The sequence below is a fragment of the Cribrihabitans neustonicus genome, from assembly GCF_048820895.1.
In the GTDB taxonomy this organism is placed as follows: domain Bacteria; phylum Pseudomonadota; class Alphaproteobacteria; order Rhodobacterales; family Rhodobacteraceae; genus Cribrihabitans_A; species Cribrihabitans_A neustonicus.
This window is the reverse complement of sequence record NZ_JBMERQ010000001.1, coordinates 145,909-169,783: the sequence shown is the minus strand read 5'-3', so window position 1 is coordinate 169,783 and position 23,875 is coordinate 145,909. Positions and strand designations below refer to the sequence as shown.

The 23,875-nt window shown below is 65.7% G+C and carries 19 protein-coding genes; 9 read left to right on the top strand and 10 right to left on the bottom strand.

Translation table 11 applies throughout. The features are described from left to right. Positions 1-125: 125 nt before the first annotated feature. The 3 genes from ACOHWE_RS00815 to ACOHWE_RS00805 form a co-directional block, all read right to left on the bottom strand. Complete coding sequence (locus ACOHWE_RS00815; RefSeq protein ID WP_420663482.1) at positions 126-2,480, bottom strand: TRAP transporter large permease; 2,355 nt, start codon at positions 2,478-2,480, stop codon at positions 126-128. A gap of 16 nt (positions 2,481-2,496) precedes the next feature. Continuing rightward, positions 2,497-3,423 carry a TRAP transporter small permease subunit gene (locus ACOHWE_RS00810; RefSeq protein WP_420663481.1) on the bottom strand — a complete coding sequence of 309 codons (927 nt, stop codon included), beginning with the start codon at positions 3,421-3,423 and terminating at the stop codon, positions 2,497-2,499. 124 nt (positions 3,424-3,547) lie between these two features. Next, on the bottom strand, positions 3,548-4,630 hold the full coding sequence (locus tag ACOHWE_RS00805; RefSeq protein ID WP_420663480.1) for a TRAP transporter substrate-binding protein: 1,083 nt from the start codon (positions 4,628-4,630) through the stop codon (positions 3,548-3,550). Positions 4,631-4,933: 303 nt separating this feature from the next. Between ACOHWE_RS00805 and ACOHWE_RS00800 the strand changes: the two genes are divergently transcribed. The 6 genes from ACOHWE_RS00800 (at position 4,934) to ilvN (ending at position 11,247) form a co-directional block, all read left to right on the top strand. After that, positions 4,934-6,361, top strand: a complete 1,428-nt coding sequence (locus ACOHWE_RS00800) for a cache domain-containing protein (protein WP_420663479.1) — start codon at positions 4,934-4,936, stop codon at positions 6,359-6,361. Positions 6,362-6,377: 16 nt separating this feature from the next. Continuing rightward, positions 6,378-7,022, top strand: a complete 645-nt coding sequence (locus tag ACOHWE_RS00795) for a response regulator transcription factor (protein ID WP_420663478.1) — start codon at positions 6,378-6,380, stop codon at positions 7,020-7,022. A 109-nt stretch (positions 7,023-7,131) separates the two neighbouring features. Next, positions 7,132-8,013, top strand: a complete 882-nt coding sequence (locus ACOHWE_RS00790) for a hypothetical protein (RefSeq protein WP_420663477.1) — start codon at positions 7,132-7,134, stop codon at positions 8,011-8,013. A gap of 10 nt (positions 8,014-8,023) precedes the next feature. Further along, entirely contained in the window at positions 8,024-8,476 is a 453-nt protein-coding gene (locus ACOHWE_RS00785) for a hypothetical protein (RefSeq protein WP_420663476.1), read from the top strand. A 370-nt stretch (positions 8,477-8,846) separates the two neighbouring features. Then, positions 8,847-10,598, top strand: coding sequence for an acetolactate synthase 3 large subunit (locus ACOHWE_RS00780; protein WP_420663475.1), 1,752 nt, complete (start codon positions 8,847-8,849; stop codon positions 10,596-10,598). Positions 10,599-10,683: 85 nt separating this feature from the next. Next, on the top strand, positions 10,684-11,247 hold the full coding sequence (gene ilvN / locus ACOHWE_RS00775; RefSeq protein WP_420663474.1) for an acetolactate synthase small subunit: 564 nt from the start codon (positions 10,684-10,686) through the stop codon (positions 11,245-11,247). Positions 11,248-11,417: 170 nt separating this feature from the next. On the opposite strand, the gene ACOHWE_RS00770 is transcribed toward ilvN, so the two are convergent. Further along, complete coding sequence (locus tag ACOHWE_RS00770; RefSeq protein WP_420663473.1) at positions 11,418-11,924, bottom strand: hypothetical protein; 507 nt, start codon at positions 11,922-11,924, stop codon at positions 11,418-11,420. A 157-nt stretch (positions 11,925-12,081) separates the two neighbouring features. Between ACOHWE_RS00770 and ACOHWE_RS00765 the strand changes: the two genes are divergently transcribed. Further along, on the top strand, positions 12,082-12,840 hold the full coding sequence (locus ACOHWE_RS00765) for a helix-turn-helix domain-containing protein (protein WP_420663472.1): 759 nt from the start codon (positions 12,082-12,084) through the stop codon (positions 12,838-12,840). On the opposite strand, the gene ACOHWE_RS00760 is transcribed toward ACOHWE_RS00765, so the two are convergent. The 5 genes from ACOHWE_RS00760 to ACOHWE_RS00740 all read right to left on the bottom strand — a co-directional run bounded on the left by ACOHWE_RS00760 (position 12,837) and on the right by ACOHWE_RS00740 (position 20,161). Next, positions 12,837-13,607, bottom strand: a complete 771-nt coding sequence (locus tag ACOHWE_RS00760; RefSeq protein WP_420664647.1) for a DUF2189 domain-containing protein — start codon at positions 13,605-13,607, stop codon at positions 12,837-12,839. The two genes, ACOHWE_RS00765 and ACOHWE_RS00760, sit on opposite strands and share 4 nt — an antisense overlap. A 173-nt stretch (positions 13,608-13,780) precedes the next feature. Continuing rightward, positions 13,781-14,908 (bottom strand): peptide chain release factor 2, encoded by a 1,128-nt coding sequence (gene prfB, locus ACOHWE_RS00755; RefSeq protein WP_420664646.1) that lies wholly within the window; start codon positions 14,906-14,908, stop codon positions 13,781-13,783. Between the two features lie 115 nt (positions 14,909-15,023). Next, complete coding sequence (locus ACOHWE_RS00750; protein ID WP_420663471.1) at positions 15,024-17,525, bottom strand: penicillin-binding protein 1A; 2,502 nt, start codon at positions 17,523-17,525, stop codon at positions 15,024-15,026. A 178-nt stretch (positions 17,526-17,703) separates the two neighbouring features. Continuing rightward, positions 17,704-18,924, bottom strand: a complete 1,221-nt coding sequence (locus tag ACOHWE_RS00745; RefSeq protein ID WP_420663470.1) for an N-acetylmuramoyl-L-alanine amidase — start codon at positions 18,922-18,924, stop codon at positions 17,704-17,706. 91 nt (positions 18,925-19,015) lie between these two features. After that, positions 19,016-20,161 carry a pyridoxal phosphate-dependent aminotransferase gene (locus ACOHWE_RS00740; protein WP_420663469.1) on the bottom strand — a complete coding sequence of 382 codons (1,146 nt, stop codon included), beginning with the start codon at positions 20,159-20,161 and terminating at the stop codon, positions 19,016-19,018. On the opposite strand from ACOHWE_RS00740, the gene ACOHWE_RS00735 reads away from it, so the two are divergent. Next, positions 20,160-21,539, top strand: coding sequence for a M48 family metalloprotease (locus tag ACOHWE_RS00735; protein ID WP_420663468.1), 1,380 nt, complete (start codon positions 20,160-20,162; stop codon positions 21,537-21,539). The two genes, ACOHWE_RS00740 and ACOHWE_RS00735, sit on opposite strands and share 2 nt — an antisense overlap. Further along, positions 21,536-22,297, top strand: coding sequence for a DsbA family protein (locus ACOHWE_RS00730; protein ID WP_420663467.1), 762 nt, complete (start codon positions 21,536-21,538; stop codon positions 22,295-22,297). Before ACOHWE_RS00735 ends, ACOHWE_RS00730 begins: the two co-directional genes overlap by 4 nt. A gap of 439 nt (positions 22,298-22,736) precedes the next feature. Here the strand turns inward: ACOHWE_RS00730 and ispG are convergent, their stop codons facing one another. Continuing rightward, positions 22,737-23,858 carry a flavodoxin-dependent (E)-4-hydroxy-3-methylbut-2-enyl-diphosphate synthase gene (gene ispG, locus ACOHWE_RS00725; protein ID WP_420663466.1) on the bottom strand — a complete coding sequence of 374 codons (1,122 nt, stop codon included), beginning with the start codon at positions 23,856-23,858 and terminating at the stop codon, positions 22,737-22,739. Positions 23,859-23,875 lie beyond the last annotated feature (17 nt).

Below are 23,875 nucleotides of genomic sequence, written 5' to 3'. Positions count from 1 at the left end.
AGGGGCAGCGCCCCTGTCCTGCCGGCCGCGCATCGCTGGCGCGGAACAGGAAACCCGGCACCGTGCCCCGGCCAGCAGAAAGGGGCCCAGCCGGGCCCCTTTCAGGTGTCTTTTCCGGTCTCCGATCAGCTTGGGATCAGTGCCGGGACGATGGTCACGATGGCCGGGAACAGCCACAGGATGCCAAGGCCCACCACCTGGATCACCACGAAGGGCAGGATACCGCGGTAGATGTGGCCGGTGGTCACCTCCTTCGGCGCCACCCCGCGCAGGTAGAACAGCGCAAAGCCGAAGGGCGGGGTCAGGAACGACGTCTGCAGGTTCACCGCCACCATAATGGTCACCCACTTGGGGTCGAACGACCCGCCATAGATCACCGGCCCGACGATCGGGATCACGATGTAGATGATCTCCAGGAAGTCCAGCACGAAACCCAGGAAGAACAAGACCAGCATCACGATCAGGAAGACCGTCATCTCATTGTCGAAGCTCTTCAGGAACTGCTGGATGTAATGCTCGCCGCCAAAGGAGATCACCACAAGGTTCAGCAGCTGCGAGCCGATCAGAATGGTGAAGACCATCGAGGTCACCTTGGCGGTTTCCCGTACCACCGGTGTCAGCACCCCGGCCTTGAACAGCACCCAGCAGGCGAACAGCAGTCCGAACAGCGCGAAGAGGTAGGCGCCATAGGCGACGATGAAGGCAATCCAGCTCTCGGCGCTCACGCCGCCCTGGTTCACCCGCAGGTCGAAGTTAATGCCGACAAGGATGCAGATCGCCACCGCGAAGGTCGACCAGATGATGATCTTGCCCGACCGGCCCTGGTCATGCAGCTTGCGGTAGGCCGCCAGCATGATGGCCCCGCCCGCCCCCAGCGCAGCAGCCGGTGTCGGATTGGTGATGCCGCCCAGGATCGAGCCGAGCACTGCGACAATCAGCACCAAGGGCGGAAAGACCACCCGGATCAGATCATTGCCGGCGCAGCGCTTCGCGGCCTCGGCACAGCCGTAGAGCGCGAGCAGCAGCGGCAGCGCGATCAGCAGCACCGTTGCCCCCGCCGAGGTGGTGGGCCCGATGGCCACAAGGTCCACCAGCGCGATCAGCAGCACGCCGATGGCGCCGAGGATCAGCGGCTTGGCATCGCGTGAGGGCGCCACACCGCGGCCGAAAGCCAGCACCAGGCCCGCGATCACCATCAGCACCGCGAGCCCGGTGCCGATCGGAGCGGCGTTTGCGATCTTGGCTTCGCGCGCGGCGGCGATCTCTTCCGGGCTCAGCCGCTGGGCTTCGGTGACGCCGCCTGCGGCGCGGATCGCCTTCTGCTCTTCCACCGCGGTGTCCCAGGCTTCCTGCCCGTGCAGCTCGATCATCGAGGCCTTGCACTCAGGCCCCACATTGGTGCGCAGCGAGGCGGTCTGGCCCGCGTCGGAAAAAGCCGAGACGGTGGTGTTCTGGCTGCCCACCAGGCCCAGGCTGCCGAGCAGCATGGTGCCGCCGATCAGCGCCGCCGGAACCGCGAGGAACCAGGTCAGGCCTTCGCCGCGGGTGATTACCGTGCCGGTGCCGGTTTCCAGGTTCACCGCCGGGGCCTTGTGCGGGTTCAGCAGCGCATAGCCGAAGGCATAGGCGGCATAGAGAATGGCCAGCAGGATACCCGGCAGCAGCGCCGCCTGGAACAGGGTGCCGACCGAGACCACCGCCGGTTCGCCGAGGAAGGTGAGCGCATCGGAACAGCCGGCCTCCCGCGCGCGGGCTTCCTGCGCGGTGGAGTAGAGATCGCCGGCGAGCGTGCCCAGCAGAACGATCACGATGGAGGGCGGGATGATCTGCCCCAGCGTGCCGCTCGCCGCGATCACGCCGGTGGCGAGCTCGGGCGAGTAGTTGTTGCGCAGCATGGTGGGCAGGGCCAGCAGGCCCATGGTCACCACGGTGGCGCCGACGATGCCGGTGGAGGCGGCCAGGAAGGCGCCCACCACAACGATGGAGACCGCAAGGCCGCCCGGCAGCGGGCCGAAGACCCGGGCCATGGTGGTCAGGAGGTCATTGGCGATCTTCGAGCGCTCCAGAGTGATGCCCATCAGCACGAACATCAGCACCGCCAGCAGCGTCTCGATCGACGCGCCCGCCAGCACCCGCTCGTTCATCCGGTTCACGATGAAGGAGACGTTGCGGTCCATCGCCACTTCCCAGCCCTGCGGGAACACCGGCTCGGCGATGCGCGGCAGGTCCGGGTACCGGAACACCGAGACCGCGTCCGGTTTCACCCCCGTTGCGACCAGGTCGCGGTAGAGCTGCGACGAGGTGTCGATGGCCTGGTGCACCAGGATTCCCGCGCTGTCGAGCGCGGCGATGATCCCGAAGGAGATGATCCCGGCGCCGCCGATGGCAAAGGCCACCGGGAAGCCGGATAGGATGCCCCCGAAGAGGCAGAAAAACACGATGATCAGGCCGATTTCGACGCCATCTAGTCCAAATAGCATAACTGCTGCCTCTTACTTAATGCGTGCCTTCGTAGGCTTCTTCACCCTCTCCAAGGCTGTCCTTGTCGAGGTATTTGTCTTCGCTTTCCGGGCCTTCCGAGAACTCCAGGAAGGAGCGGTAGAAGAAGGCGATCGCATGCAGGAACACCATGGCGGCGAACAGGACCAGCAGGATCTTGAACAGGAAGTAGGCATTGAATCCGTTCGGGCTGAAGCCGATGGTTTCCACGTTCCAGCGCAGGGCGCGGGATTTCATCACCAGACGGTCCAGCGTGTCCGAGGCCGAGGGTTTCGGCACGATCAGATGGCGCCACAGGAAGTACCAGCCGTACATCCAGGTGAGCACCGCCGCGGGCATCATGAAGATCAGGGAGCCGAACATGTCGACCACACGCTTGGCGCGGAAGCTGATGCCGGAATAGATCAGGTCGACACGCACATGGCCGCTCTGCACGAAGGTGTAGGTGACGCAGAGGCAGACCACCAGCGCGTTGTAGAGCTTCAGCTCCTCGGCAAACCAGCTGATGTCCTGGCTGAACGGGATGCCGAAGCCGAAGCTCATGTCGGGGCGGGCAAAGACCCGCTGCATGAAGACGATGACGATCTGCTGGATCACCATCAGGAGGCCCGCCCAGGCAAAGAAGCGCCCGGTGGTGTTGGCGAAGGCTTCAAGCCCGCGCACCACGGCCCACATCAGCGGCCGGTAGTAGAGCCCGGCGGCGGTCAGCAGCAGGAAGGCGGTGAAGACGACGAAAAAGAACTCCACCGACCCGCCGTAGTAGACAAAGCGCATGATCGAGGCCTTGTCCGACCAGTCGAGCCAGAGCTGCGGATGGGTGACGGCGTAGCCGAAATTGTAGAAGGCGCCGGCGATGTTCTGGATCAGCCACACGAGGCCGCCCCAGATGGCGCCGAAGAAGGAGATGCCAGTCTCTTCCTGCATGTTTCCCCCGGAAGATTGCTGCTGCGGGCTGGGCGCGCGCGGGGCGCCTGCGGTCCCGTCTTAGGCAACTGCAAAGGGATCCCCCGCGCAAGGCGGGGGATCCGATGAAGGCGGCGCGGTCCGGTTAGCCCAGAACGCGGTCGCGCTGTGCGGTGTAGACGCCGGACGACAGGTTCTGCCAGGCCGAGGAGGATTTCATCGACTTCATCGCGCTGTCGTAGATCTTCTTGTACAGCTCGTCGCCCATGTTCTCCTCGTGCACCTCCTGGCTGGCCTTGCCGAAGGCATCCCAGACGGTGTCGGGGAATTCCATGACCTTGACGCCGCCGGCCTGCAGGCGCTGCAGCGCGTCGCCGTTGTTGGTCAGGAACTGGGCCAGGTTCCACTGGTGGCACTCGGCCGAGGCGATCTCGATGATCTTCTGGTGCGCGGGCGACAGGCTTTCGAAGACTTCGCGGTTGGTTGCCACCGACAGGCCCGCACCCGGCTCATGGAAGCCCGCGGTGTAATAGGTCTTGGTGATCTCCTGGAAGCCCGCCTTCTCGTCCGCCCAGGGGCCGATCCACTCGGTGCCGTCGATGGCGCCGGAGGACAGCGCCTGGTAGACTTCGGAGCCGGGGATGTTCTGCACCGAGGCGCCCAGCTTGCCCAGCGCCTTGCCGCCCAGGCCCGGCATCCGGAACTTGAGGCCGTTGAAGTCTTCCGGCGCTTTGATCTCCTTGGAGAACCAGCCGCCTGCCTGGGCGCCGGTGTTGCCGCCGAGGAAGGACTTCAGGTTGAAGATCTGGCCCAGCTCGTCGTGCAGCTCGTGGCCGCCGGCGTGGTAGTACCAGTTGGTCAGCTCCTGGGCGGTCATGCCGAAGGGCACCGCGGTAAAGAAGGCGTAACCCGGATGCTGGCCGACGAAGTAATAATCGGCGCCGTGGTACATGTCGGCCTGGCCGGAGGTGACGGCGTCGAAGACTTCGAACGCGCCGACCAGCTCGCCTGCCGCTTTCAGATCGACGGTCAGGTCGCCGCCGGACATGGCAGTGATGTTGTCGGCAACGCGCTGTGCAGAGTCATGCACGCCGGCCAGGCCGCGGCCCCAGGTGGTCACCATGGTCAGGGTGCGCTTGCCCTGGGCATAGGCCGGGGCGGCCAGGCCGGTGGCGGCGGCGGCGGTGCCGCCCAGTGCGGACGTTTTCAAAAAAGAACGGCGATCCATCAAATGTTCCTCCCATTTTATACGGATGCCCGGAGCGCACTCCGGGCGGATCGGTTCGGGTGCGGCAAGCCTACCGCCGGGGAAATTTATGTGAATACCAAGTACTACGTAGAAGCGCGCGTTTTTCGCATACCGGGGAGGCGCATGGCGCAATCCAAGGTTGAAAAGCGCCGGTTTCCGGGATGTTTCGGGACCTGCGGCGGAGGCACAGCCTGCGCTGCTCTTTGATTCTTCCGAAAGTTTGCGTAACGATTCGCCGCGTTTCCGGCCTGATTCCGGCCCGGCTTCCGGAGGCCCGCCAAGATGCGTCTGCTCAGCTCCCTTCTGCGCCCCAACTACGCGCAGAAACTCTCGCTTCTGACGACCTTGCCGCTGCTGGTGGCGGGTTTGGCGATTGCGCTGGTGGTCGGCTACCAGTCGCGCGCGCTTGCCGAGCGCGAGATCCAGGCGCTGGAGCGGCAGCTGATCCGCACCAAGAAGGACGAATTGCGCAACTACGTGACCCAGGCGCGCAATGCCTTCGGCCATATCTACGGGCTTGCCAGCCCCGACGACTCCGAGGCCAAGGAACAGGTCACCCAGATGCTGAGCGCGATGATCTACGGCAAGGACGGGTTCTTCTTTGTTTATGACTACGACGGCACCAACCTGGTAAGCCCGCGCCAGACCGAGTTCATCAACCGCAACTGGGCGGGGCTCACTGACAGCCGCGGAGTGCCGGTGGTGGACGAGTTCATCCGCCTCGCCCGCGAGGGCGCGGGCTGGCACAGCTTTACCTGGCAGAAGCCTTCCACCGGCGAGGAGGCGCAGATGATCGCCTATGTGGTGGGCTTGCAGGACTGGCAATGGGCGGTGGGCACGGGGGTGTTCATCGACGATGTGCTGGCCTCGGTCGCAGCCTCGCGGGCGGAGGTGGAGGCGCGGGTGCGGCGGACGTTCCTCTACATCGGGGCGATCACGCTGGTGTCGCTGATCCTGGTTTTTGCCTCCGGGATGCTTTTGAACATCCGCGAGCGGCGGCTGGCCGATGCCAAGCTGAAAGAGCTCACGCAGCGGGTGTTCGATGCCCAGGAGGAAGAGCGCGGCCGGGTGGCGCGGGAACTGCACGACGGGATAAGCCAGCTGCTGGTGGGGGTGCGCTATGCGCTGGACAACGCCCGCCGCAGACTGGGCCGCGGCGACAGCGCGGGCGCCGAGGCGCCGCTCCACAAGGGCATCACCAGCCTGCTTACCGCCATCACCGAAGTGCGCCGTATCAGCCGCGACCTGCGCCCCGGGGTGCTCGACGATCTCGGCCTCGGCCCCGCGCTGAAGGCGCTGACGGATGATTTTGCCGCCCGCACCGGCATCGAGACCGAGTTCACTACGGTGGTGTTCCGCAACCGGCTGGACCAGGAAGCCAAGATCGCGCTTTACCGGATCGCGCAGGAGGCGCTTACCAATATCGAGCGCCACTCCGGCGCCACCAAGGTGCGCATCGACCTGCGCGGCCATACCAAGGGCGCCACCATGCGCATCACCGACAACGGCCGCGGGCTGCCGCCGCAGGACGGCCGCGGCAGCACCGGGATTGGCCTGCGCAACATGCAGGAACGGATGGAGCAGCTTGACGGCACCTTGCGCATTCTGTCATCACGTGGCGGCCAGAGCGGCACGGTGATCGAGGCAAGCCTGCCTCTGAGCCACCTGCTGCCGCCCGGCGACGAAGCGGCGCCCGCGCGGCTTCCGTGACGCGGGAGGGGATATCATGGCGCAACCGGTAAAGGTTCTGATCGTCGACGACCACCCGATGGTGGCCGAGGGCATCCAATCGATCCTGGAAAGCTATGAAGATATCGAGGTGGTGGGCTCGCTTACCGACGGGCGCGAGGCGGTGGCGCAGGCGGCGGAGCTGGCGCCGGACGTGATCCTGATGGACCTCAATATGCCGCAGATCGGCGGGCTGAGCGCGACCGAGATGATCCTGGAGCGGACGCCCGGCGTGCGCATCCTGATCCTCACCATGCACGACAGCGCCGAGTACATCTCCAGCGCGCTGAGCCACGGCGCCATGGGCTACGTGCTGAAGGACGTCCCCACCGAGGAAATCAAGCAGGCGATCGACGCGGTGATGCAGGGGGAGACCTACCTTTGCACCGGCGCCGCGGGCTCGCTCAAACCCAAGGAAGGCGGCGCGCGCGAGGCGCTGACCGGGCGCGAGCAGACCATCCTGCTGGAACTCGCACAAGGCAAGTCCAATAAGGAAGTGGCGCTGGCGCTGGATATCTCGGTGCGCACGGTGGAGACCCACCGCAAGAACATCAAGCGCAAGCTGGGCATCTCCTCCACCGCCGGGCTGACCCGCTATGCGCTGGAGCATGGCGTGCTGCAGGGCACCGGCGCGGGGCTTTGAGGGCGGCGCACCGGGCCGCAGCCTTTACTCATTTTATGGTAGAATTGACAGACGGGCTGGACTCGTGAGACGCTATTCACCTGTTCATTAACGAGTCCGGAGGGTGCAGATGCGCGCCTTGGTATTGCTCCTTTGCGGTGCATTCCCGGTATTGTCCGGCGCCGCGGCACCCGCGCAGCAGTCCGATGGCATCTACGCCGACAGCGTGCGCAACGATCAGGCCAATTTCCACTATGCCGCCAATGCGGACACCCGGGGCGATGGCGCGCAGTTCATGCGCTACATCATCTGCAACGGGCATGGCTCGATGCCGCTGCAATTCAAATGGCGCGAGCCAGGCATGGCCTCGGGGCAGACGTGCCCGCTCGCGGCGGAGCAATGCGGCATGCTCAAGCGCCGCGCGCCCTTTGGCGTGCGTCCCTTGGAAACGACGCTAGACTACTGGCAGATGCGTTACGGCACGGTGACGCCCACCGTTAGCCTGCCCCTGCCCGACCCCGCGCCGCCGGATGGCTTCGGCGCCCGGGGCGGCTGGCTGGCGTCCGAATTCTGGGCCGTCTTTGGCCGTGACGGCGACTGCCCGCCAGAGCATTTCGAGGCGGAGGTCGCCTCCAATGCCACCGAGGGCGGCGACGTGCGGCTGTTCATCCACTACAGCCCGCGCCGGATCATCATTGCAATCGGGCTGGCTGACGGCCAAGTGGAGAGCGCCAATGTTGAACAGATCGGCGCCGCGATGCGGGAGCTGGGCGGCAGCGCCGAAGTGGCCGCACTGGACACGCTGATCGAAGCGGATCTGGCGGCGGAGATTGCGGGCGAAGGTGAAACTTTGCAGGCGCTGGTGCTAAGTCTGGGCGAGGAGGCGCAGCTGCCGCTCTTCCTCGACCTCAAGGCGGAATCCGCGGCGCTGGTGAATGCGCCGGTAATCCTGGCAGAGGACGGCCGGATGATGGCCCGGTTCGACGCTTGGGTTTGGCTGCCGCAGCAGTGAGGCATATAAGATGGAAGTCTTGGCAAAGTTCCTTCTCGAAAACAGGCTGGGGCATCTGCTCGGCATCGGGGTGATCTGCACCCTTGGCTGCCTGTTCTTCCTGCCCGGATACCTCTGGCCGCAGGGGCTGGTTGCCATGCTGATTGGCGCAGGGGTTGGCTATGGCCTGTCCTTCGCCTGGCCGCCGGCAAACGGCTGGAAGGTGATGCTGCCTCTGCTGGTGCTGATGGTGGCTGTGACGGTCTGGCTGGTCCTCAACGCCACCACTGAAACGCCTGCACTGATCGGGCTGATCTATGTCACCGCCGGGCTGAGCGGCCTCGCTGCCTTTTACCTCTTCAGCAGCGGCGTTGACCGGCTGGCGGCAGGCGGAGGAGGCGGTGCGGGTAACGGCGGTGGCGGAAACAACGGCGGCGGCGGGGGGAGCGCGGCCGGCGGAAGCGGCGGCTCCGGCAGCAGCTGACCCCCTGCCCCGGCCGCACCGGGAAAGCATGCCGCGGGGCAGCAATTTGCGGCCCCGCGCGCAACATCGCGCTGGCTGTCAGGGCCCCATTTCCCAATAATGTCCCGGCGCAGCCCTTTGGGCGCAAGAAAATGTCCCTGGCCGGGGTATTTTTGTTGTCCTCCCCGGTTGACGCCCCTGCCCCCCGCGCCTAAGGTCCGCTGCAACGCAACGAGGAGCCAGTGGCCGTGACCACCCTAGTCGTAATCGTAGGAACCAAGCGCATGGGCCGGTAACGGTTGACCATACTCGAACCCATGCGCCTCCGACCTGACATCGGGGGCTTTTTTTATGCGTAACGGACGATGCCGCCAATTGGAGCAGAAAGCAGATGACACGTGAAATGACCGGCGCGAGGATGGTGGTTCAGGCCCTGAAGGATCAGGGCGTGGACGTGGTGTTCGGGTATCCCGGCGGCGCCGTACTGCCGATCTATGACGAGATATTCCAGCAGAACGACATCAGGCACGTGCTGGTCCGTCACGAGCAGGGCGCGGTTCATGCTGCCGAGGGCTATGCCCGCTCCACCGGCAAGCCGGGCGTGGTGCTGGTCACTTCCGGTCCCGGGGCGACCAATGCGGTCACCGGGCTCACCGATGCGCTGCTGGATTCGATCCCGATCGTTGTGCTGACCGGCCAGGTGCCGACTTTCATGATCGGCTCGGATGCGTTCCAGGAGGCTGATACCGTCGGCATCACGCGCCCCTGCACCAAGCATAACTGGCTGGTGAAGGACACCGACACGCTGGCCTCCACCCTGCATGAAGCCTTCCATGTCGCGATGGCCGGCCGCCCCGGCCCGGTGCTTGTCGACATCCCGAAGGACGTTCAGTTTGCCACCGGCGCCTACCAGGGCCCGAAGCCTGCGGCCTCGCATTACCAGCCGCTGTTGAAAGGCGATATGGAGGCAATCACCGAACTGGTGGAAGCAATCGAGACAGCCAAGCGCCCAGTGTTCTATACCGGCGGCGGCGTCATCAACTCGGGCCCCGCCGCCAGCCAGCTGCTGCGCGAGCTGGTCGATGCCACCGGCATACCCGTTACATCCACCCTGATGGGGCTGGGCGCCTACCCGGCCTCGGGCGGGAACTGGCTGGGCATGCTGGGTATGCACGGGCTCTACGAGGCCAACATGGCGATGCATGGCTGCGACCTGATGATCAACATCGGGGCGCGGTTCGACGACCGGATTACGGGACGCATCGACGCATTCAGCCCGCGCTCGAAGAAGGCGCATATCGACATCGACCCCTCGTCGATCAACAAGGTGATCCGGGTCGATATCCCGATCGTCGGCGATGTCGGCCATGTGCTGGAGGACCTTCTGAAGGTCTGGAAGGCTCGCGGCCGCAAGGTGAACCGCGAAGCACTCGCCAAGTGGCAGAAGCAGATCGCCGAATGGCGCGCGGTCAACTGTCTGTCGTTCAAGAACTCGGAGACCACGATCAAGCCGCAATACGCGCTGCAGCGGCTGGAAGCGCTGACCAAGGACCGCGACCGGTACATCGCCACCGAGGTCGGCCAGCACCAGATGTGGGCGGCGCAGTACTTGGGCTTCGAGGATCCGAACCGCTGGATGACCTCGGGCGGGCTTGGCACCATGGGCTATGGCTTCCCGGCCTCGATCGGCGCGCAAATGGCGCATCCGGATGCGCTGGTCATCAACGTGGCGGGCGAAGCTTCCTGGCTGATGAACATGCAGGAGATGGGCACCGCGGTGCAGTACCGCCTTCCGGTGAAGCAGTTCATCCTCAACAACGAGCGCCTGGGCATGGTCCGCCAGTGGCAGGAACTGCTGCACGGCGAGCGCTACTCGCACTCCTGGTCCGAAGCTCTGCCCGACTTCGTGAAGCTCGCCGAGGCGTTTGGCGCCAAGGGCATCTGCGTAAGCGATCCCAAGGACCTGGATGACGCGATCATGGAGATGATCGACTACGACGGGCCGGTGATCTTCGACTGCTTGGTGGAAAAGCACGAGAACTGCTTCCCGATGATCCCGAGCGGCAAGGCGCACAATGAGATGCTGCTGGGCGAGGCCGAGACGCAGGGCGTCATTCAGGCCGGCGGCGCGGTGCTGGTGTAACGCGGCGGCGCCGCAAAATGCTTCGAAGGAATTTGCCGGAAATTTCTGAAGTTTCTGGCAGCGAGAGATGAGAGAGAGACCTAAAATGTCTGCCCTGCATATCAAAAAAGGCTCCACCCGCCATTCCGCCTACAACCTGCGTCCGACGTTTTCGGACGTGCAGGAGCGCCACACCATCGCGGTACTGGTGGAGAACGAACCGGGCGTGCTGGCCCGGGTGATCGGCCTGTTTTCCGGCCGCGGCTACAACATCGAGAGCCTCACCGTGGCGGAGGTCGACCACACCGGGCACCTCAGCCGCATCACCGTGGTCACCACCGGCACGCCGCAGGTGATCGAGCAGATCAAGGCGCAGCTGGGGCGCATCGTTTCGGTGCGCGACGTGCATGACCTCACCGTCGAAGGCGTCGCGGTGGAGCGGGAGCTGGCGATCCTGAAGGTGGCGGGAGAAGGCGACAAGCGCGTCGAAGCACTGCGGCTGGCGGACATCTTCCGCGCCAATGTGGTCGACAGCACGCTGAACAGCTTCGTCTTCGAGATTACCGGCGCGCCCGACAAGATCGACGCTTTCGCCGACTTGATGCGTCCCCTGGGGCTGGTGGAAGTGGCCCGCACCGGAGTGGCAGCACTGCTGCGCGGCAATGGCTGAGACGCGGCCGCGGCGGGGCGCTGCGCCCGCCTGCTGTCTCCCCTAGCATCAGAAAGCCGCGCGGCTGCGCGGCTGCTGCGGCTGGCTGCACCGGAACACGGTCAATATGGGCACCCCGGCAATGCGCGGCCGGGGCCCGCCGACGATTCCCGTCTGCGCGCGCCGGAAGCTCAGTAGCGGCCGAGCCTCAGACGCTCCGGCGCGGCGGCAGAGCTGCTGCGCGGGCCGGGAAAGGGGATCACCGCGCCGGTAAGGGCATGGGGCAGACCGGGGACCGGCTCCGCTGCTCCGGGCTGCTGCCCCGCCGCATCCGCCATAGTTGCCGCCGCGGTCAGCTGCTCCGCAATTTCCGGGCTTGCGGGTTCCGCCAGCACCACCGGGTTTTCCGCAAGTCTGATATTTCCCTGCAAAACCAGGTCAAATTCAACCCAGTCCCCGGCGCTGAGCTGAGACTGGCACAGATCCGGCGCCCGCCGGAAAAAAGCCAGATCCCCCTGATCTTCACACCATATAACGGCCTTGTTCAGGGTTGCGTCACTCCAGAGCACGACTCCAATCATATCATTCCTCGCATTGCGGCATATCAATTCTGGAACAAACAGAACCCGTCCAACATGGCTATTTATGTTCCGGTCTATTGCAATTTGTGTCAGTTTCGATAGGCTTCTGACGTCCATTGGCAGCAAGCCTGACGCCAAACAGAGGCAAATTTCCGCTTTCTGCTGCTCACCTGTGGCGCTATTGAACCTAAAACTGGCGGGCGCGCCCGCATTTTGTCTGGGAAACCGCACGGTTATGGCAAATCCACCCCGGTCTCCGGCCGAACTGAGAAATATGTTTGGCGCCAATCTGCGCCAGCTGGCCCGGGACTACCCGTCGATTTCCGAATTGTCGCGGCGGCTTGGCGTCAACCGGACGCAATTCAACCGCTATCTCTCCGGCGAGAGCTTTCCCCGGCCGGATGTGCTGGACCGTATTTGCAGCTTCTTCAATGTCGATGCGCGAATTCTGCTGCATCCGGTGGATACGTTGTCTCACGGCGGGCAAGTGGTCAACGGGCCGTTTCTTTCGGATTTTCTGGGTCACGGGGTGAGGCATCTCTCCGAATCCTTCTTCCCGTCGGGATTTTACCGTTTTTCCCGCCGCAGTTTCATAAATGAGCAGAAATTCGTTATCGGCTTGGTCTACGTCTTCCGCGAAGGCGAGGTGACCTATATCCGCGGGTTCGAGGCAAAGGAGGCAATGGCAAGCCAGGGTCTGCCAGCCAGCCCCCAGGCACGCGAGTTCCGCGGCTTTGTCAGCGCCCATGAAGATGGCGTCGCCTTCGTGATCGCGCGGCGCAAGGCGATGACCTATTCCTTCAACTACCTGGCCCGCGTGGCCTCTTTAGAGAACAACTTCTGGTCCGGTTATGTGGCGCGCACCGTGCGCGACGGCGCTGTCGGCGAGCGGGTGACGCGGATGGTCTACGAGCACCTGGGCCGCGACCGGCAGCTGGTGCTGCAGGCCGCCCGCAGCTCGGGTTTCGCGACAGAGGAAGATCTCCTGCCCTTCCACCGCCGCCAGCTGCGCACCGGCGAGCCGTTCCGCTAACCGCGGCCCTCCGCCGCCAGCCGGTAGATGTGCCAGGCCGCGTGGCCGAGCAGCGGCAGCACCAGAAACAGGCCGAGGAAGCCGGGCAGCAGCGCTGCAAAGGTCACACCCGCAATCAGCACCGCCCAGACCATCATCACCGCAAAGTTCTGCTGCACATACTGGAAGCTGGTGATCATGGCGGTGACAAAATCCACCTCCCGGTCAAGGAGCAGCGGCAGGGCGATCACGGTGATCATGAACAGCAGCAGCGCAAACAGCGCGCCCGCCACGGTGCCGAAGGCCAGCATCATCAGCCCCTGCGCAGTGAAGAAGACCTCCAGCGACGAGGATATGTTGGTCATTACCGAAGTGCCGAGGAAAAGCGCAAAGATCATGTGACCGAGGAAGAACCAGAACAGGAACACCACCAGGATGATGGCGCAGAGCGACGGCAGCTGGCGGCGGCTTTGCTGCAGCACCACGCCGAGAATGTCGCCGAAGCGCACAGGTTGCCCCTTTTCGAGACGGTGCGAGACCTCGTACAGGCCGACCGCGAGGAAGGGACCGGCGAGCGGAAAGCCGATGACGGCGAGCACCAGCCAGAAGGTGGTGCCGGTCTCGAGCGTGATCCAGGCCATCGCCCAGCCCGCAAGCACGTAGACCGCGGCGAAGAACAGCCCGTAGGCGGGCTTGGCGCGGAAATCGGCCCAGCCGCGGCGCAGCGCTTCGGGCAGCATTGAAAGCCTGGCTGCGTGCAGCGGTGGCACACCAAAGGGTTTCTGCATGGTGGTCATCGCTGGTCCTCCCCTACCTTGCGGCTGCCGGGGCGTACCGGCAGGCGGTCAGGCGAGTCGGAAACGCATACGGCCCGCCCAGAGTAGACGGGGCGGGCCGGAGTTCAAATGCATGCGGAATGTATCAATTCACCCCGGATGGCAGCTGCGGCGCGGGCGGCCGCTCAGTCGTCGCCCTGTGCCTCGGAGCGGCTCTTGCCGGAGACCTTCAGCGCCAGCGTTGCGGCCATGAAGCCGTCAAGGTCGCCGTCCAGGACGCCCTTGGTGTCAGAGGTCTCGTGCCCGGTGCGCAGGTCCTTCACCATCTGGTAGGGCTGCAGCACGTAGGAGCGGATCTGGTTGCCCCAGCCGGCGTCGCCCTTGGCCTCATGGGCGGCGTTGATCTCGGCGTTGCGGCGGTCGAGTTCCTGCTGGTAGAGGCGCGATTTCAGCGCCTTCATGGCGATGTCGCGGTTCTGGTGCTGGGATTTCTCCGACGAGGTCACCACGATGCCGGTGGGGATGTGGGTGATCCGCACTGCCGAGTCGGTTGTGTTGACGTGCTGGCCGCCCGCACCCGAGGAGCGGTAGGTATCGACGCGGATGTCGGCGGGGTTCACTTCGATCTCGATGTTGTCGTCGACCACCGGGTAGACCCAGACCGAGCTGAAGGAGGTATGCCGTTTGGCCGCGGAGTCGTAGGGCGAGATGCGCACCAGCCGGTGCACGCCGGATTCCGATTTCAGCCAGCCATAGGCGTTGTGGCCACTGATCTTGTAGGCGGCGGACTTGATGCCCGCCTCTTCGCCTGCGCTTTCCGACTGCAGCTCGACCTTGTAGCCCTTCTTTTCGGCCCAGCGGACATACATCCGCGCCAGCATCGAGGCCCAATCGCAGCTTTCCGTGCCACCGGCGCCCGCGTTGATCTCCAGGAAGGTGTCGTTAGCGTCGGCCTCGCCGTCGAGCAGCGCTTCGAGCTCCTTCTCGGCGGCCTTCACCTGCAGCGCCTTCAGCGACTCCTCGGCGTCTTTCACCACCTCGGCGTCTTCTTCCATCTCGCCCAGCTCGATTAGCTCGATGTTGTCGGAGAGCTCCTGCTTGATGCCCTTGTAGGTGTCGATGGCATCGACCAGAGACTGGCGGTCGCGCATCAGTTTCTGCGCCGCTTCCGGGTCGTCCCAGAGGTTGGGGTCCTCGACGCGGGCATTGAACTCCTCAAGCCGGTATTCCGCCGTCTCCCAGTTCAGCCGCTGGGCGAGCAGCTCCAGCGACTTCTCGATTTCTGCCACGATGTTCTGGGTCTCGGCGCGCATGGCGGTTCCTTGCATTCACTGCTTTGCAGGGGGTGATAAACCACTGCAGCGCCGCGGGCAAGCGGCGCTGCGGGACGGCATGACGGGCGGCGGACCTGCCGCGGCGAGGGCTGGCCTAGTAGAGCCCGCCGGAGCTGATAGTGCCGAAATTGGCCTTCGGCCCCAGCACCGCGGTACCGCCGCTGGAGGTGGTGACACGGCGGCCGGATTGCTCCACCTCCTCGACCAGCGGCAGGTTGGAACCCATCGCGAAGCCGCCGTCATAAGCCATGCCGAACATCGGCTCGGCGCCGTCCCGGAAGTATTCCGCCACCACATAGTCGCCCGAGGCGTCATCCGGCAGGCGGGCGCCGGTGAAGCGGTCGATCTTGATGAAGTGGCCGCCTTCCGGCACCTCGAACGGGCCGCCGCCGAACTTCTCCACCGCCTTTTCCATGAATTTCTGGAACACCGGGCCGCACATGGTGCCGCCATAGGCGCCGCGGCCCATCGGCCGGGGCTGGTCGTAGCCCATGTAGCAGCCCGCCACGATGTTGGAGGTGAAGCCGACGAACCAGACATCCCGGGAATCGTTGGTGGTGCCGGTCTTGCCCGCGGTTGGCACCGGCAGGTTGATGACGCTCGACGCCGTGCCGCGGTCAACCACACCCTTCATCATCGAGGTGAGCTGGTAGGCGGTGACCGGATCCATCACGCGTTCGCGGTCTGCGACGATGGTGGGCGCCTTGCCGGGAGGCAGATCCGGAACGGCGCAGTCGACGCATTCGCGGTCGTCGTGGCGGTAGATGGTGCGGCCGAAGCGGTCCTGCACACGGTCCACCAGCGTCGGTTTCACGCGCTCGCCGCCGTTGGCAAACATCGCGTAGGCCGCAACCATCTTGTAGAGCGTGGTTTCCTCAGACCCCAGAGAGTTGGCGAGGAAAGTGCCCATGTTGTCGTAGACCCCAAACCGTTCTGCATAACCCGCGACCACCGGCATGCCGACCTCCTGGGCGAGGCGGATGGTCATCAGGTTCCGGCTCATTTCGATGCCGGTGCGCAGGGGTGTGGGGCCGTAGAATTTATTGGAGGAGTTCTTGGGCCGCCACAGACCCTGCGGCGTGTTGATCTCGATCGGAGCGTCGACGACGATGGTGGCCGGGCTGTAGCCGCTGTCGAGCGCGGCGGCGTAGACGAAGGGCTTGAAGCTGGAGCCGGGCTGGCGCAGCGCCTGGGTGGCGCGGTTGAACACCGAGTGCTGGTAGGAGAAGCCGCCCTGCATCGCGAGCACGCGGCCGGAGTTCACATCCATCGCGACAAAGCCGCCCTGCACTTCCGGCACCTGCCGCAGCGACCAGTGGCTGAAGGCGCCGTCACTTTGCTCCGCGCGCACCAGCACCACGTCGCCGCGCTTGAAGTTGTCCCCGAAGCTGCCCTGCATCCACTTGATGTCCGAGCGCGGCACTGTACCGGTGCCTTCCTGCTTCTCAACGCCCACGGTCAGCGCTTCGCTGCCAACCTCCAGCACCACCGCGGGCAGCCATTCGCCGCCCAGCCTGATGTCGCGCGGCACATCGGCCCGCGCCAGCGCGCCGCGCCAGCTGTCCTCATCCGCGAGCTGGGCCTCCTCCAGCGTGACGCCGGTGCCGCGCCACTTGCCGCGGGAGCGGTCGTATTCCTCCAGCCCCTCGCGCAGGGCCAGCGCGGCTTCGGCCTGCATTTCCGGGTCGATGGTGGCGCGCACCGAGAAGCCGCCGGTGAAGAACTCGCCCTCGCCGAAATCTTCGGTCAGCTGGCGGCGGATTTCGTCGGTGAAGTAGTCGCGCGGGGGCAGCGCGGTGCGGAAGCTTTCGAAGTCGCCGTTCTGCACCGAGCGCAGGGGCTGGGCGACCTCGTGCTCATAGACCTCTTTCGAGATATGGCCGTTCTCGCGCATCTCGCGCAGCACGTAGTCACGCCGCGCCAGCAGGCGGTCCTTCTGGCGGACCGGGTGGTAGTCTGAGGGCGCCTTGGGCATGGCGGCGAGCGTTGCGGCCTCATGCGGGGCGAGCTCTGACAGCGTCTTATTGAAATAGGTCTGCGCCGCGGCGGTCACACCGTAGGAGTTCTGGCCGAGGAAGATCTCGTTGAGGTACAGCTCCAGGATCTGCTCCTTGTCGAGAGTCTCCTCCAGCCGGGTGGCGAGGATGATCTCTTTCACTTTGCGCTCGGCCTTGCGGTCGCCATCAAGCAGGAAGTTCTTCATCACCTGCTGCGTGATCGTCGATGCGCCGCGCACGTTCTGCCCGCGCGAGCGCACCGCCTCAACCGCGGCGGCGAGGATACCGCGGGCGTCATAGCCGTTGTGGGTGTAGAAGTTCTTGTCCTCGGCCGAGATAAAGGCCTGTTTCACCAGGTCGGGGATTTCCTCCGACGGCGTGAAAAGCCGCCGCTCCTTGGCGAACTCGTCGATCAGCTGCCCCTCGCCCGAATAGATCCGGCTGATGGTGGGCGGCTGGTACTGGGCGAGCGACTCATGGCTGGGCAGGTCGCGGCCATAGATCCAGAACACCGCCCCGATGGTCAGCGCAACCGCTGCCACACCAAGGGTGATGGTGCTGAAAATAGCGCCAAAAAAGGAAAAGATGAACCTGAGCACTGATATTGGCCTTTCTCGCGGGGTTCCGCCTATATAGGGGGCGCTTGAGCCCGGGTCAAAACGGGAAACAGCGGATCTATGCCGGGCTGTGCGCTGCAATCCTGGCACAGGCCCCTGCCGCGGGCTGCGGTCCCCGGTGGGGAACGCCTGGTGCGGCGGGAAAGTTCCGCGCCCTCCGCTACTTGCGCAGGAGCGCCCTGCGGGCATCATCCTGGGCGCGCCAGGCGATCAGCCCGCTGAGAATGCCGCGGGCGGCCTCTGCGCGCCAGGCCGGGTCGGTGAGATTGCCGAGGTCGCGGCGGCTGGAGAGGAAGCCGATCTCCAGCAGAACCGAAGGGATGTCGGCCGATTTCAGCACCGAAAACCCGGCTGAGCGCAGCGGACGGTTGTTGACCGGTCTGCCCTGCCCGCGCAGCCCGTCGATCAGCGCGCGGGCAAGCCCCCGGCTGCGCGGGTGGGTTTCCTGCCGGGCGAGGTCAAGGAGCACGCCGGTCACCTCGTCATCGGCGCCGGTGAGGTCGGTGCCGGAGAGGAGATCGGCGCGCATGTGCCGTTCAGCCAATTTCGAGGACGCCGCGTCGGATGCCTCGCGCGAGAGCGTGTAGACGGTGGAGCCATGCGCGCGGCCTTCGGAAATGGTATCGGCGTGCAGCGAGATGAACAGATCCGCACCCGCCTGATGCGCCAGCGCAATGCGCCGCTCAAGCGAGACGAAGTAGTCACCGTCGCGGGTGAGCTGCACCTCGAACTGGCCGGAGCGCAGCAGCACCTCGGCCAGCTCCTTGGCGAATTGCAGCATCAGGTCCTTCTCGACCACGCCGCCGGTCTCGGCACCGGGGTCGATTCCGCCGTGGCCCGGGTCGAGCACCACGCGCACGGGGGCGTCGCCGTCCCTGGGCGCGTGCGGCTTCAGCGGCGCGGGCGCAGGGAGGTCCCAGCGGGCATCCTGCGGCGCGCCCGCGGCGGCGGCGAAGTCCTCGGCGTCCACCGGCGAAAGGGACAGCGAAAGGCGCGCAGCAGCGGTCACCGGATCCACCGACATCGCGGCGCTGGCGACCTGCAGGGGCTCCGCGAGCTGCAGCACCAGCCGCGACCAGCCGGGCACATAGGTGCCGAATTGCGCGGCGGTGATCCGGCTGCCTTGCAGGAGGGTGTCTTGCTTCAACCCGCTCCAGTCGACCTCCTGGAAGTCGAGCACCAGCCGCGGCGGGCTGTCGAGGGTGAAGAGGCGGTAAGGAACACCCTGGCTCAGCCCCAGCTCCACCGAGGCGCCCTCGCCGGCATCGCGGACCTGGCTGGTCTTGGTGTCAATCCGGGCGAGCCCGCTGAAGCCCTGCGCCGCGGCGCCCTGAAGCGCCAGCGCCCAGATCAGCGCGGCGGCCATGTATAGTCTGCTCATCTGCATCCTCGTCCGGGACGGTTTGGTTTGGCCCGGTTGTTCCTTGGCCCGAAGGATAGGCAAGTTCCGCCTGCTTGCAAAGCGGGTGGCCTCAGCCGCGGGCTGCCATGAAGGCCTTGAGGCGGGCCAAACCCTCCTCGATGTCGGCGGTGGAGCGCGCATAGGAGAAGCGCAGCGTGGTGGCGCCGCGGACCGGGTCGAAGTCCAGCCCCGGGGTCACCGCAACGCCTGCCTTTTCAAGAATCTCGGCGGCGAAGCTGCGGCTGTCCTGGGTGAGGTCGGAGACATCGGCGTAGACGTAGAAGGCACCATCCGGCGGCGCGATATTGGCAAAACCCGCCTTGGGCAGGCCATCGAGCATCAGCGCGCGGTTTTTCGCATAGACCGCGAGGTTTTCGCGCAGCTCGTCCTCGCAGTCCATCGCCGCAAGCGCGGCCACCTGGCTCACGTGCGGGGCGCAGATGAACATGTTCTGGGCGATGCGTTCGACCACGCGGACGTGATCCTCGGGCACCACCATCCAGCCCGCGCGCCAGCCGGTCATCGAGAAGAACTTGGAGAAGGAGTTGATGACGTAACATTTGTCGGTGATCTCCAGCGCAGTGACCGCCTTCGCCTCGTACTCGAGCCCGTGGTAGATCTCGTCGGAGATGAAGCTGGTGCCCGTCTCCTGCGTCGCCGCGATCAGCGCGCCCAACGCGTCGCGGTCCAGCATGGTGCCGGTGGGGTTGGCAGGCGAGGCGACCATCAGCCCGGCGAGCCCCTGCCCTGCGAGGTCCTCCGCAACCGGCTGGTAGCGGTGTTCGGGAGCGGTTTCGATATCCACGGGCGTCATGCCAAGCGCCTTCAGGATCTGCCGGTAGGAGGGGTAGCCCGGCGCGCCGATGCCGACCCTGTCGCCGCTGTCAAACAGCGCCGTGAAGCTGAGGATGAAGGCGCCCGACGAGCCCGGTGTGACCACCACGCGTTCCGGATTCAGATCGACGTTGTACCACTCGCCGTACATCTGCGCGATGCGCTTGCGCAAGGCAGGCAGACCCAGCGCAACGGTGTAGCCGAGCGCGTCGCTCTCAGCCGCTTTCTGCAGTGCTTTCAACGCCCCCGCGGGTGCCCCGGTCGAGGGTTGGCCGACCTCCATGTGGATGATATGACGGCCCGCTTCCTCGGCCTTGCGGGCGGCTTCCATCACGTCCATCACGATGAAGGGATCGACCCCGGACCGGGTTGAGTTTCGCATGCTGATCTCCCATGGTGCGCGCATGATCTTTGACCGTTTCTCCCGGCTGGCGTCAATCCCGGCGCTTGCGGTTTGCGCAGTGCTGATCTGCCTTGCCCCGGCCGTGCAGGCGGGATCGGTGGCGCTGCTGCGCGATGCGGATATCGAACACGGGCTGAACCGGCTGGCGGCGCCGGTGCTGCGCGCCGCGGGGCTCAACCCGCAGCGGGTGCGGGTGCTTCTGGTCAATGACCGCTCCTTCAATGCCTTTGTCACCGACAGCCAGACCATCTTCATCCATTACGGGCTGGTCCTGAAGGTTGACCGCGCGCGGATGCTGCAGGCGGTGATCGCCCATGAGGCGGCGCATATCGCCAATGGCCACATCGGGCGGCGGCTGGAGAACCTGCGCTCGGCGCGGGGCGCGGCCGGGCTTGGGCTCGCGCTGTCGGTACTGGCAGCGGCGGCGGGCGGCGGGGAAGCCGCCATCGGCATTGCCGCGGGCACGCAGTCTTCCGCCCTGCGCGGTTTCCTGGCCCATACGCGGGCCGAGGAGGCCTCCGCCGATGTATCCGCCGCGGATTACCTGCGGCGTGCGGGCATCAGCCCCGAGGGGCTGGCCGAGCTGCACCGGATCTTTGCCGGACAGGAGCATTTGAGTGCCGCAAGCCAGGACCCCTACATGCGCTCGCATCCACTGAGCCGCGACCGTCTGCGCGCAGCCGAAGCCTATGCCGCGGCGCATGGCGGGGCGGAGCGGGCGGACCCGGAGGCCGAGTACTGGTTCGCCCGGCTGCGCGGCAAGCTCTCGGCCTTTGTGCGCGCGCCGGACTGGACCCGGCGGCGGGCGGAAGGCGAGCAATACGCCGACGTGCGGCTGATGCGTGAGGCGGTGGCGCATCACCGGCAGAACCGGCTGGACCGGGCACTGAAATCCATTGATGCGGCAATTGCGGCGCGGCCGGGCGATGCGTTCTACCACGATCTGAAGGGCCAGATTCTGATGGAGAACCGCCGCTGGCAGGCCGCGGCCAGTGCCTATGGCCAGGCCGCCCGGCTGGCGCCGCGCGATCCCTTGATCCTCACAGGTCTGGGCCGGGTGCAGCTCGCCGCTGGCAACCCCGCCGCGGCGCTGAAGACGCTGGAACGCGCCCGCGCCATCGATTTCCGCAACCCGCTGCTCTTGCGCGATATGTCGCTTGCCTATGCCCGGACCGGACAGACCGGCCACGCCGCGCTGGTGACGGCGGAACGCTATGCCCTTATGGGACGGCTGGAAGACGCCGGCCATCATGCCAAACGCGCCAGCGCTCTGCTGCCTGCAGGCTCGCCCGGGTGGCGGCGCGCGCAGGACGTGCTGGCGGCTTACGAACACGTTGAAAAGAGGAAGACCAGATGACCCCCTATCTTCGCGCTGCGGCCTGTGCGGCCGCTTTGGCGATTGGCGCGGCCCCCGCGCAGGCCTTGGACCTCACCGCGCTGACCGCCGAGGAGCGCGCTGCCTTCGGGGCCGAGGTACGCCAGTACCTGATGGAAAACCCCGCGGTGATCCTGGAGGCAGTGAACCTTCTGGAGCAGCAGCAGGCCGAGGCCGAGGCCGCCCGCGACGAGGCGCTGGTGGCAGAACATCTGGAGGCGCTGGAGAACGACGGCTATTCCTGGGTCGGCGGCAACCCCGAAGGCGACATCACCCTGGTCGAATTCATGGACTACCGCTGCGGCTACTGCCGCCGTGCGGCTCCGGAAGTGGAGAAGCTTCTGGAATCCGATGGCAACATCCGCCTGGTGATCAAGGAATTCCCGATCCTGGGCGAGGCATCGGTGCTGTCCTCGCGCTTTGCCGTGGCCACCAAGCAGGTCGCGGGCGATGAGGCCTACAAGCATGTGCATGATGCGCTGATCTCTATGGACGGCGAGCCCAGCGAGGTGGCGCTGAAGCGGCTGGCCGACGGGCTGGAGCTGGACGCCGAAGCGATTTTTGCGCGGATGGACAGCGACAAGGTAACCCGCGAACTGCGCCAAACCCGGGCGCTGGCTCAGGAACTGTCGATCTCCGGCACCCCGACCTTCGTGCTGGGCGGCGAGCTGCTGCGCGGCTACCTGCCGGCAGCGCAGATGGAAAGCATCGTGGAAGAGCTCCGCGACCGGCAGAGCTGAGCGCCGCGGTACGGGACTGGACGCTGGAGCAGCCGCTGCACCGAAACAGGCGCCGGAGGACCGGCGCCTGTTTCGGCGTTCCCGGTGCGGGGTCCGGCGTTGCGCAGCGGCTGGCGGAACCGGGGCTCTGCCCCGGACCCCGGAGTATTTTTCGCAAGGTGAATGATCAAGGGTGTTTGCGGTGAGCGGGCCGCGCCGCAGCGGGCCGCGGGACGGTTGCCCAGCAGAGACAAGCCGCGCATTGCCGGCGCGCGCGGGGGCGATCTGAACGGAAGTATTTGGCAGTTTATCCCGGCCACGTCCGTAGGCCCTACCGAGGGACCGCCAAGCCTCAGCCAAACCGCCGCCGCGTGGGGGCGCGGCGGCGATGCGCGGCGGCCTTCGGCCTTGTTCCGCGCTTGCAGACGACTGGCCCGGGAGGTTGCCCGGAGGCCGGAGGCTATTCCGCTGCCTTGGCGGCCTCGGCGGCGTCGATTTCGGCGGCTTTCTTTTCCACTTCCTCGACGATGTGGTCGATCATCTGCTCGTTAGACATCTTGTGGCTGGCCTTGCCCGCCAGGTAGACCATGCCGGAGCCCGCGCCGCCGCCGGTGAAGCCGATGTCGGTCATCAGTGCCTCGCCCGGGCCGTTCACCACGCAGCCGATGATCGAGAGGCTCATCGGCGTGTGAATATGCGCCAGCCGGTCTTCCAGCGCTTCCACCGTCCTGATCACGTCAAAGCCCTGCCGCGCGCAGGAGGGACAGGAGATGATGTTGACGCCGCGGTGGCGCAGGCCGAGGGACTTGAGGATCTCGAAGCCCACCTTCACCTCCTCCACCGGATCGGCGGAGAGGCTGACGCGCAATGTGTCGCCAATGCCCATCCACAGGAGCTGACCCAGGCCGATGGCGGATTTGATGGTGCCGGACATCAGCCCGCCCGCCTCTGTGATGCCGAGGTGGATCGGCGCGTCGGTGGCCTCGGCGAGCTGCTGGTAGGCGGCGGCGGACATGAAGACATCCGACGCCTTCACCGAGATCTTGAACTCGTGGAAGTCGTGATCCTGCAGGATGCGGATGTGGTCGAGGCCCGACTCCACCATCGCTTCCGGGCAGGGCTCGCCGTATTTTTCCAGCAGGTGCTTTTCAAGGCTGCCCGCATTCACGCCGATGCGGATCGAGCAATTGTGGTCGCGCGCCGCCCTGATCACCTCCGCCACACGCTTCTCGTCGCCGATGTTGCCGGGGTTGATGCGCAGGCAGGCGGCGCCCGCCTCGGCGGCCTCGATGCCGCGCTTGTAGTGGAAGTGGATGTCGGCGACGATCGGCACCGGGCTTTCGCGCACGATCTCCTTCAGCGCCTTGGCCGAGGCCTCGTCCGGGACCGAGACGCGGACCAGGTCGGCACCCGCCTCCGCCGCGGCCTGGACCTGGGCGACGGTGGCGGCGACGTCGGTGGTGGGCGTGTTGGTCATGGTCTGCACCGCAATCGGTGCATCGCCGCCGACCGGCACGCTGCCGACGTGGATCTGGCGGCTCTTGCGGCGCTCGATATGGCGCCAGGGGCGGATATGGTTCATCGGATTGGGTGTCCCGG

Bases quoted from the DNA above. Each gene is read 5' to 3' on its own strand.
- ACOHWE_RS00760 (WP_420664647.1), bottom strand. From the start codon at position 13,607: ATGCAGAAACCCTTTGGTGTGCCACCGCTGCACGCAGCCAGGCTTTCA.
- prfB (WP_420664646.1), bottom strand. From the start codon at position 14,908: ATGCGCGCCGAGACCCAGAACATCGTGGCAGAAATCGAGAAGTCGCTG.
- ACOHWE_RS00795 (WP_420663478.1), top strand. From the start codon at position 6,378: ATGGCGCAACCGGTAAAGGTTCTGATCGTCGACGACCACCCGATGGTG.
- ACOHWE_RS00785 (WP_420663476.1), top strand. From the start codon at position 8,024: ATGGAAGTCTTGGCAAAGTTCCTTCTCGAAAACAGGCTGGGGCATCTG.
- ACOHWE_RS00740 (WP_420663469.1), bottom strand. From the start codon at position 20,161: ATGCGAAACTCAACCCGGTCCGGGGTCGATCCCTTCATCGTGATGGAC.
- ACOHWE_RS00800 (WP_420663479.1), top strand. From the start codon at position 4,934: ATGCGTCTGCTCAGCTCCCTTCTGCGCCCCAACTACGCGCAGAAACTC.
- ACOHWE_RS00745 (WP_420663470.1), bottom strand. From the start codon at position 18,924: ATGAGCAGACTATACATGGCCGCCGCGCTGATCTGGGCGCTGGCGCTT.
- ACOHWE_RS00770 (WP_420663473.1), bottom strand. From the start codon at position 11,924: ATGGACGTCAGAAGCCTATCGAAACTGACACAAATTGCAATAGACCGG.
- ACOHWE_RS00765 (WP_420663472.1), top strand. From the start codon at position 12,082: ATGTTTGGCGCCAATCTGCGCCAGCTGGCCCGGGACTACCCGTCGATT.
- ilvN (WP_420663474.1), top strand. From the start codon at position 10,684: ATGTCTGCCCTGCATATCAAAAAAGGCTCCACCCGCCATTCCGCCTAC.
- ACOHWE_RS00810 (WP_420663481.1), bottom strand. From the start codon at position 3,423: ATGCAGGAAGAGACTGGCATCTCCTTCTTCGGCGCCATCTGGGGCGGC.
- ACOHWE_RS00805 (WP_420663480.1), bottom strand. From the start codon at position 4,630: ATGGATCGCCGTTCTTTTTTGAAAACGTCCGCACTGGGCGGCACCGCC.
- ACOHWE_RS00790 (WP_420663477.1), top strand. From the start codon at position 7,132: ATGCGCGCCTTGGTATTGCTCCTTTGCGGTGCATTCCCGGTATTGTCC.
- ACOHWE_RS00735 (WP_420663468.1), top strand. From the start codon at position 20,160: ATGCTGATCTCCCATGGTGCGCGCATGATCTTTGACCGTTTCTCCCGG.
- ACOHWE_RS00780 (WP_420663475.1), top strand. From the start codon at position 8,847: ATGACACGTGAAATGACCGGCGCGAGGATGGTGGTTCAGGCCCTGAAG.
- ispG (WP_420663466.1), bottom strand. From the start codon at position 23,858: ATGAACCATATCCGCCCCTGGCGCCATATCGAGCGCCGCAAGAGCCGC.
- ACOHWE_RS00815 (WP_420663482.1), bottom strand. From the start codon at position 2,480: ATGCTATTTGGACTAGATGGCGTCGAAATCGGCCTGATCATCGTGTTT.
- ACOHWE_RS00730 (WP_420663467.1), top strand. From the start codon at position 21,536: ATGACCCCCTATCTTCGCGCTGCGGCCTGTGCGGCCGCTTTGGCGATT.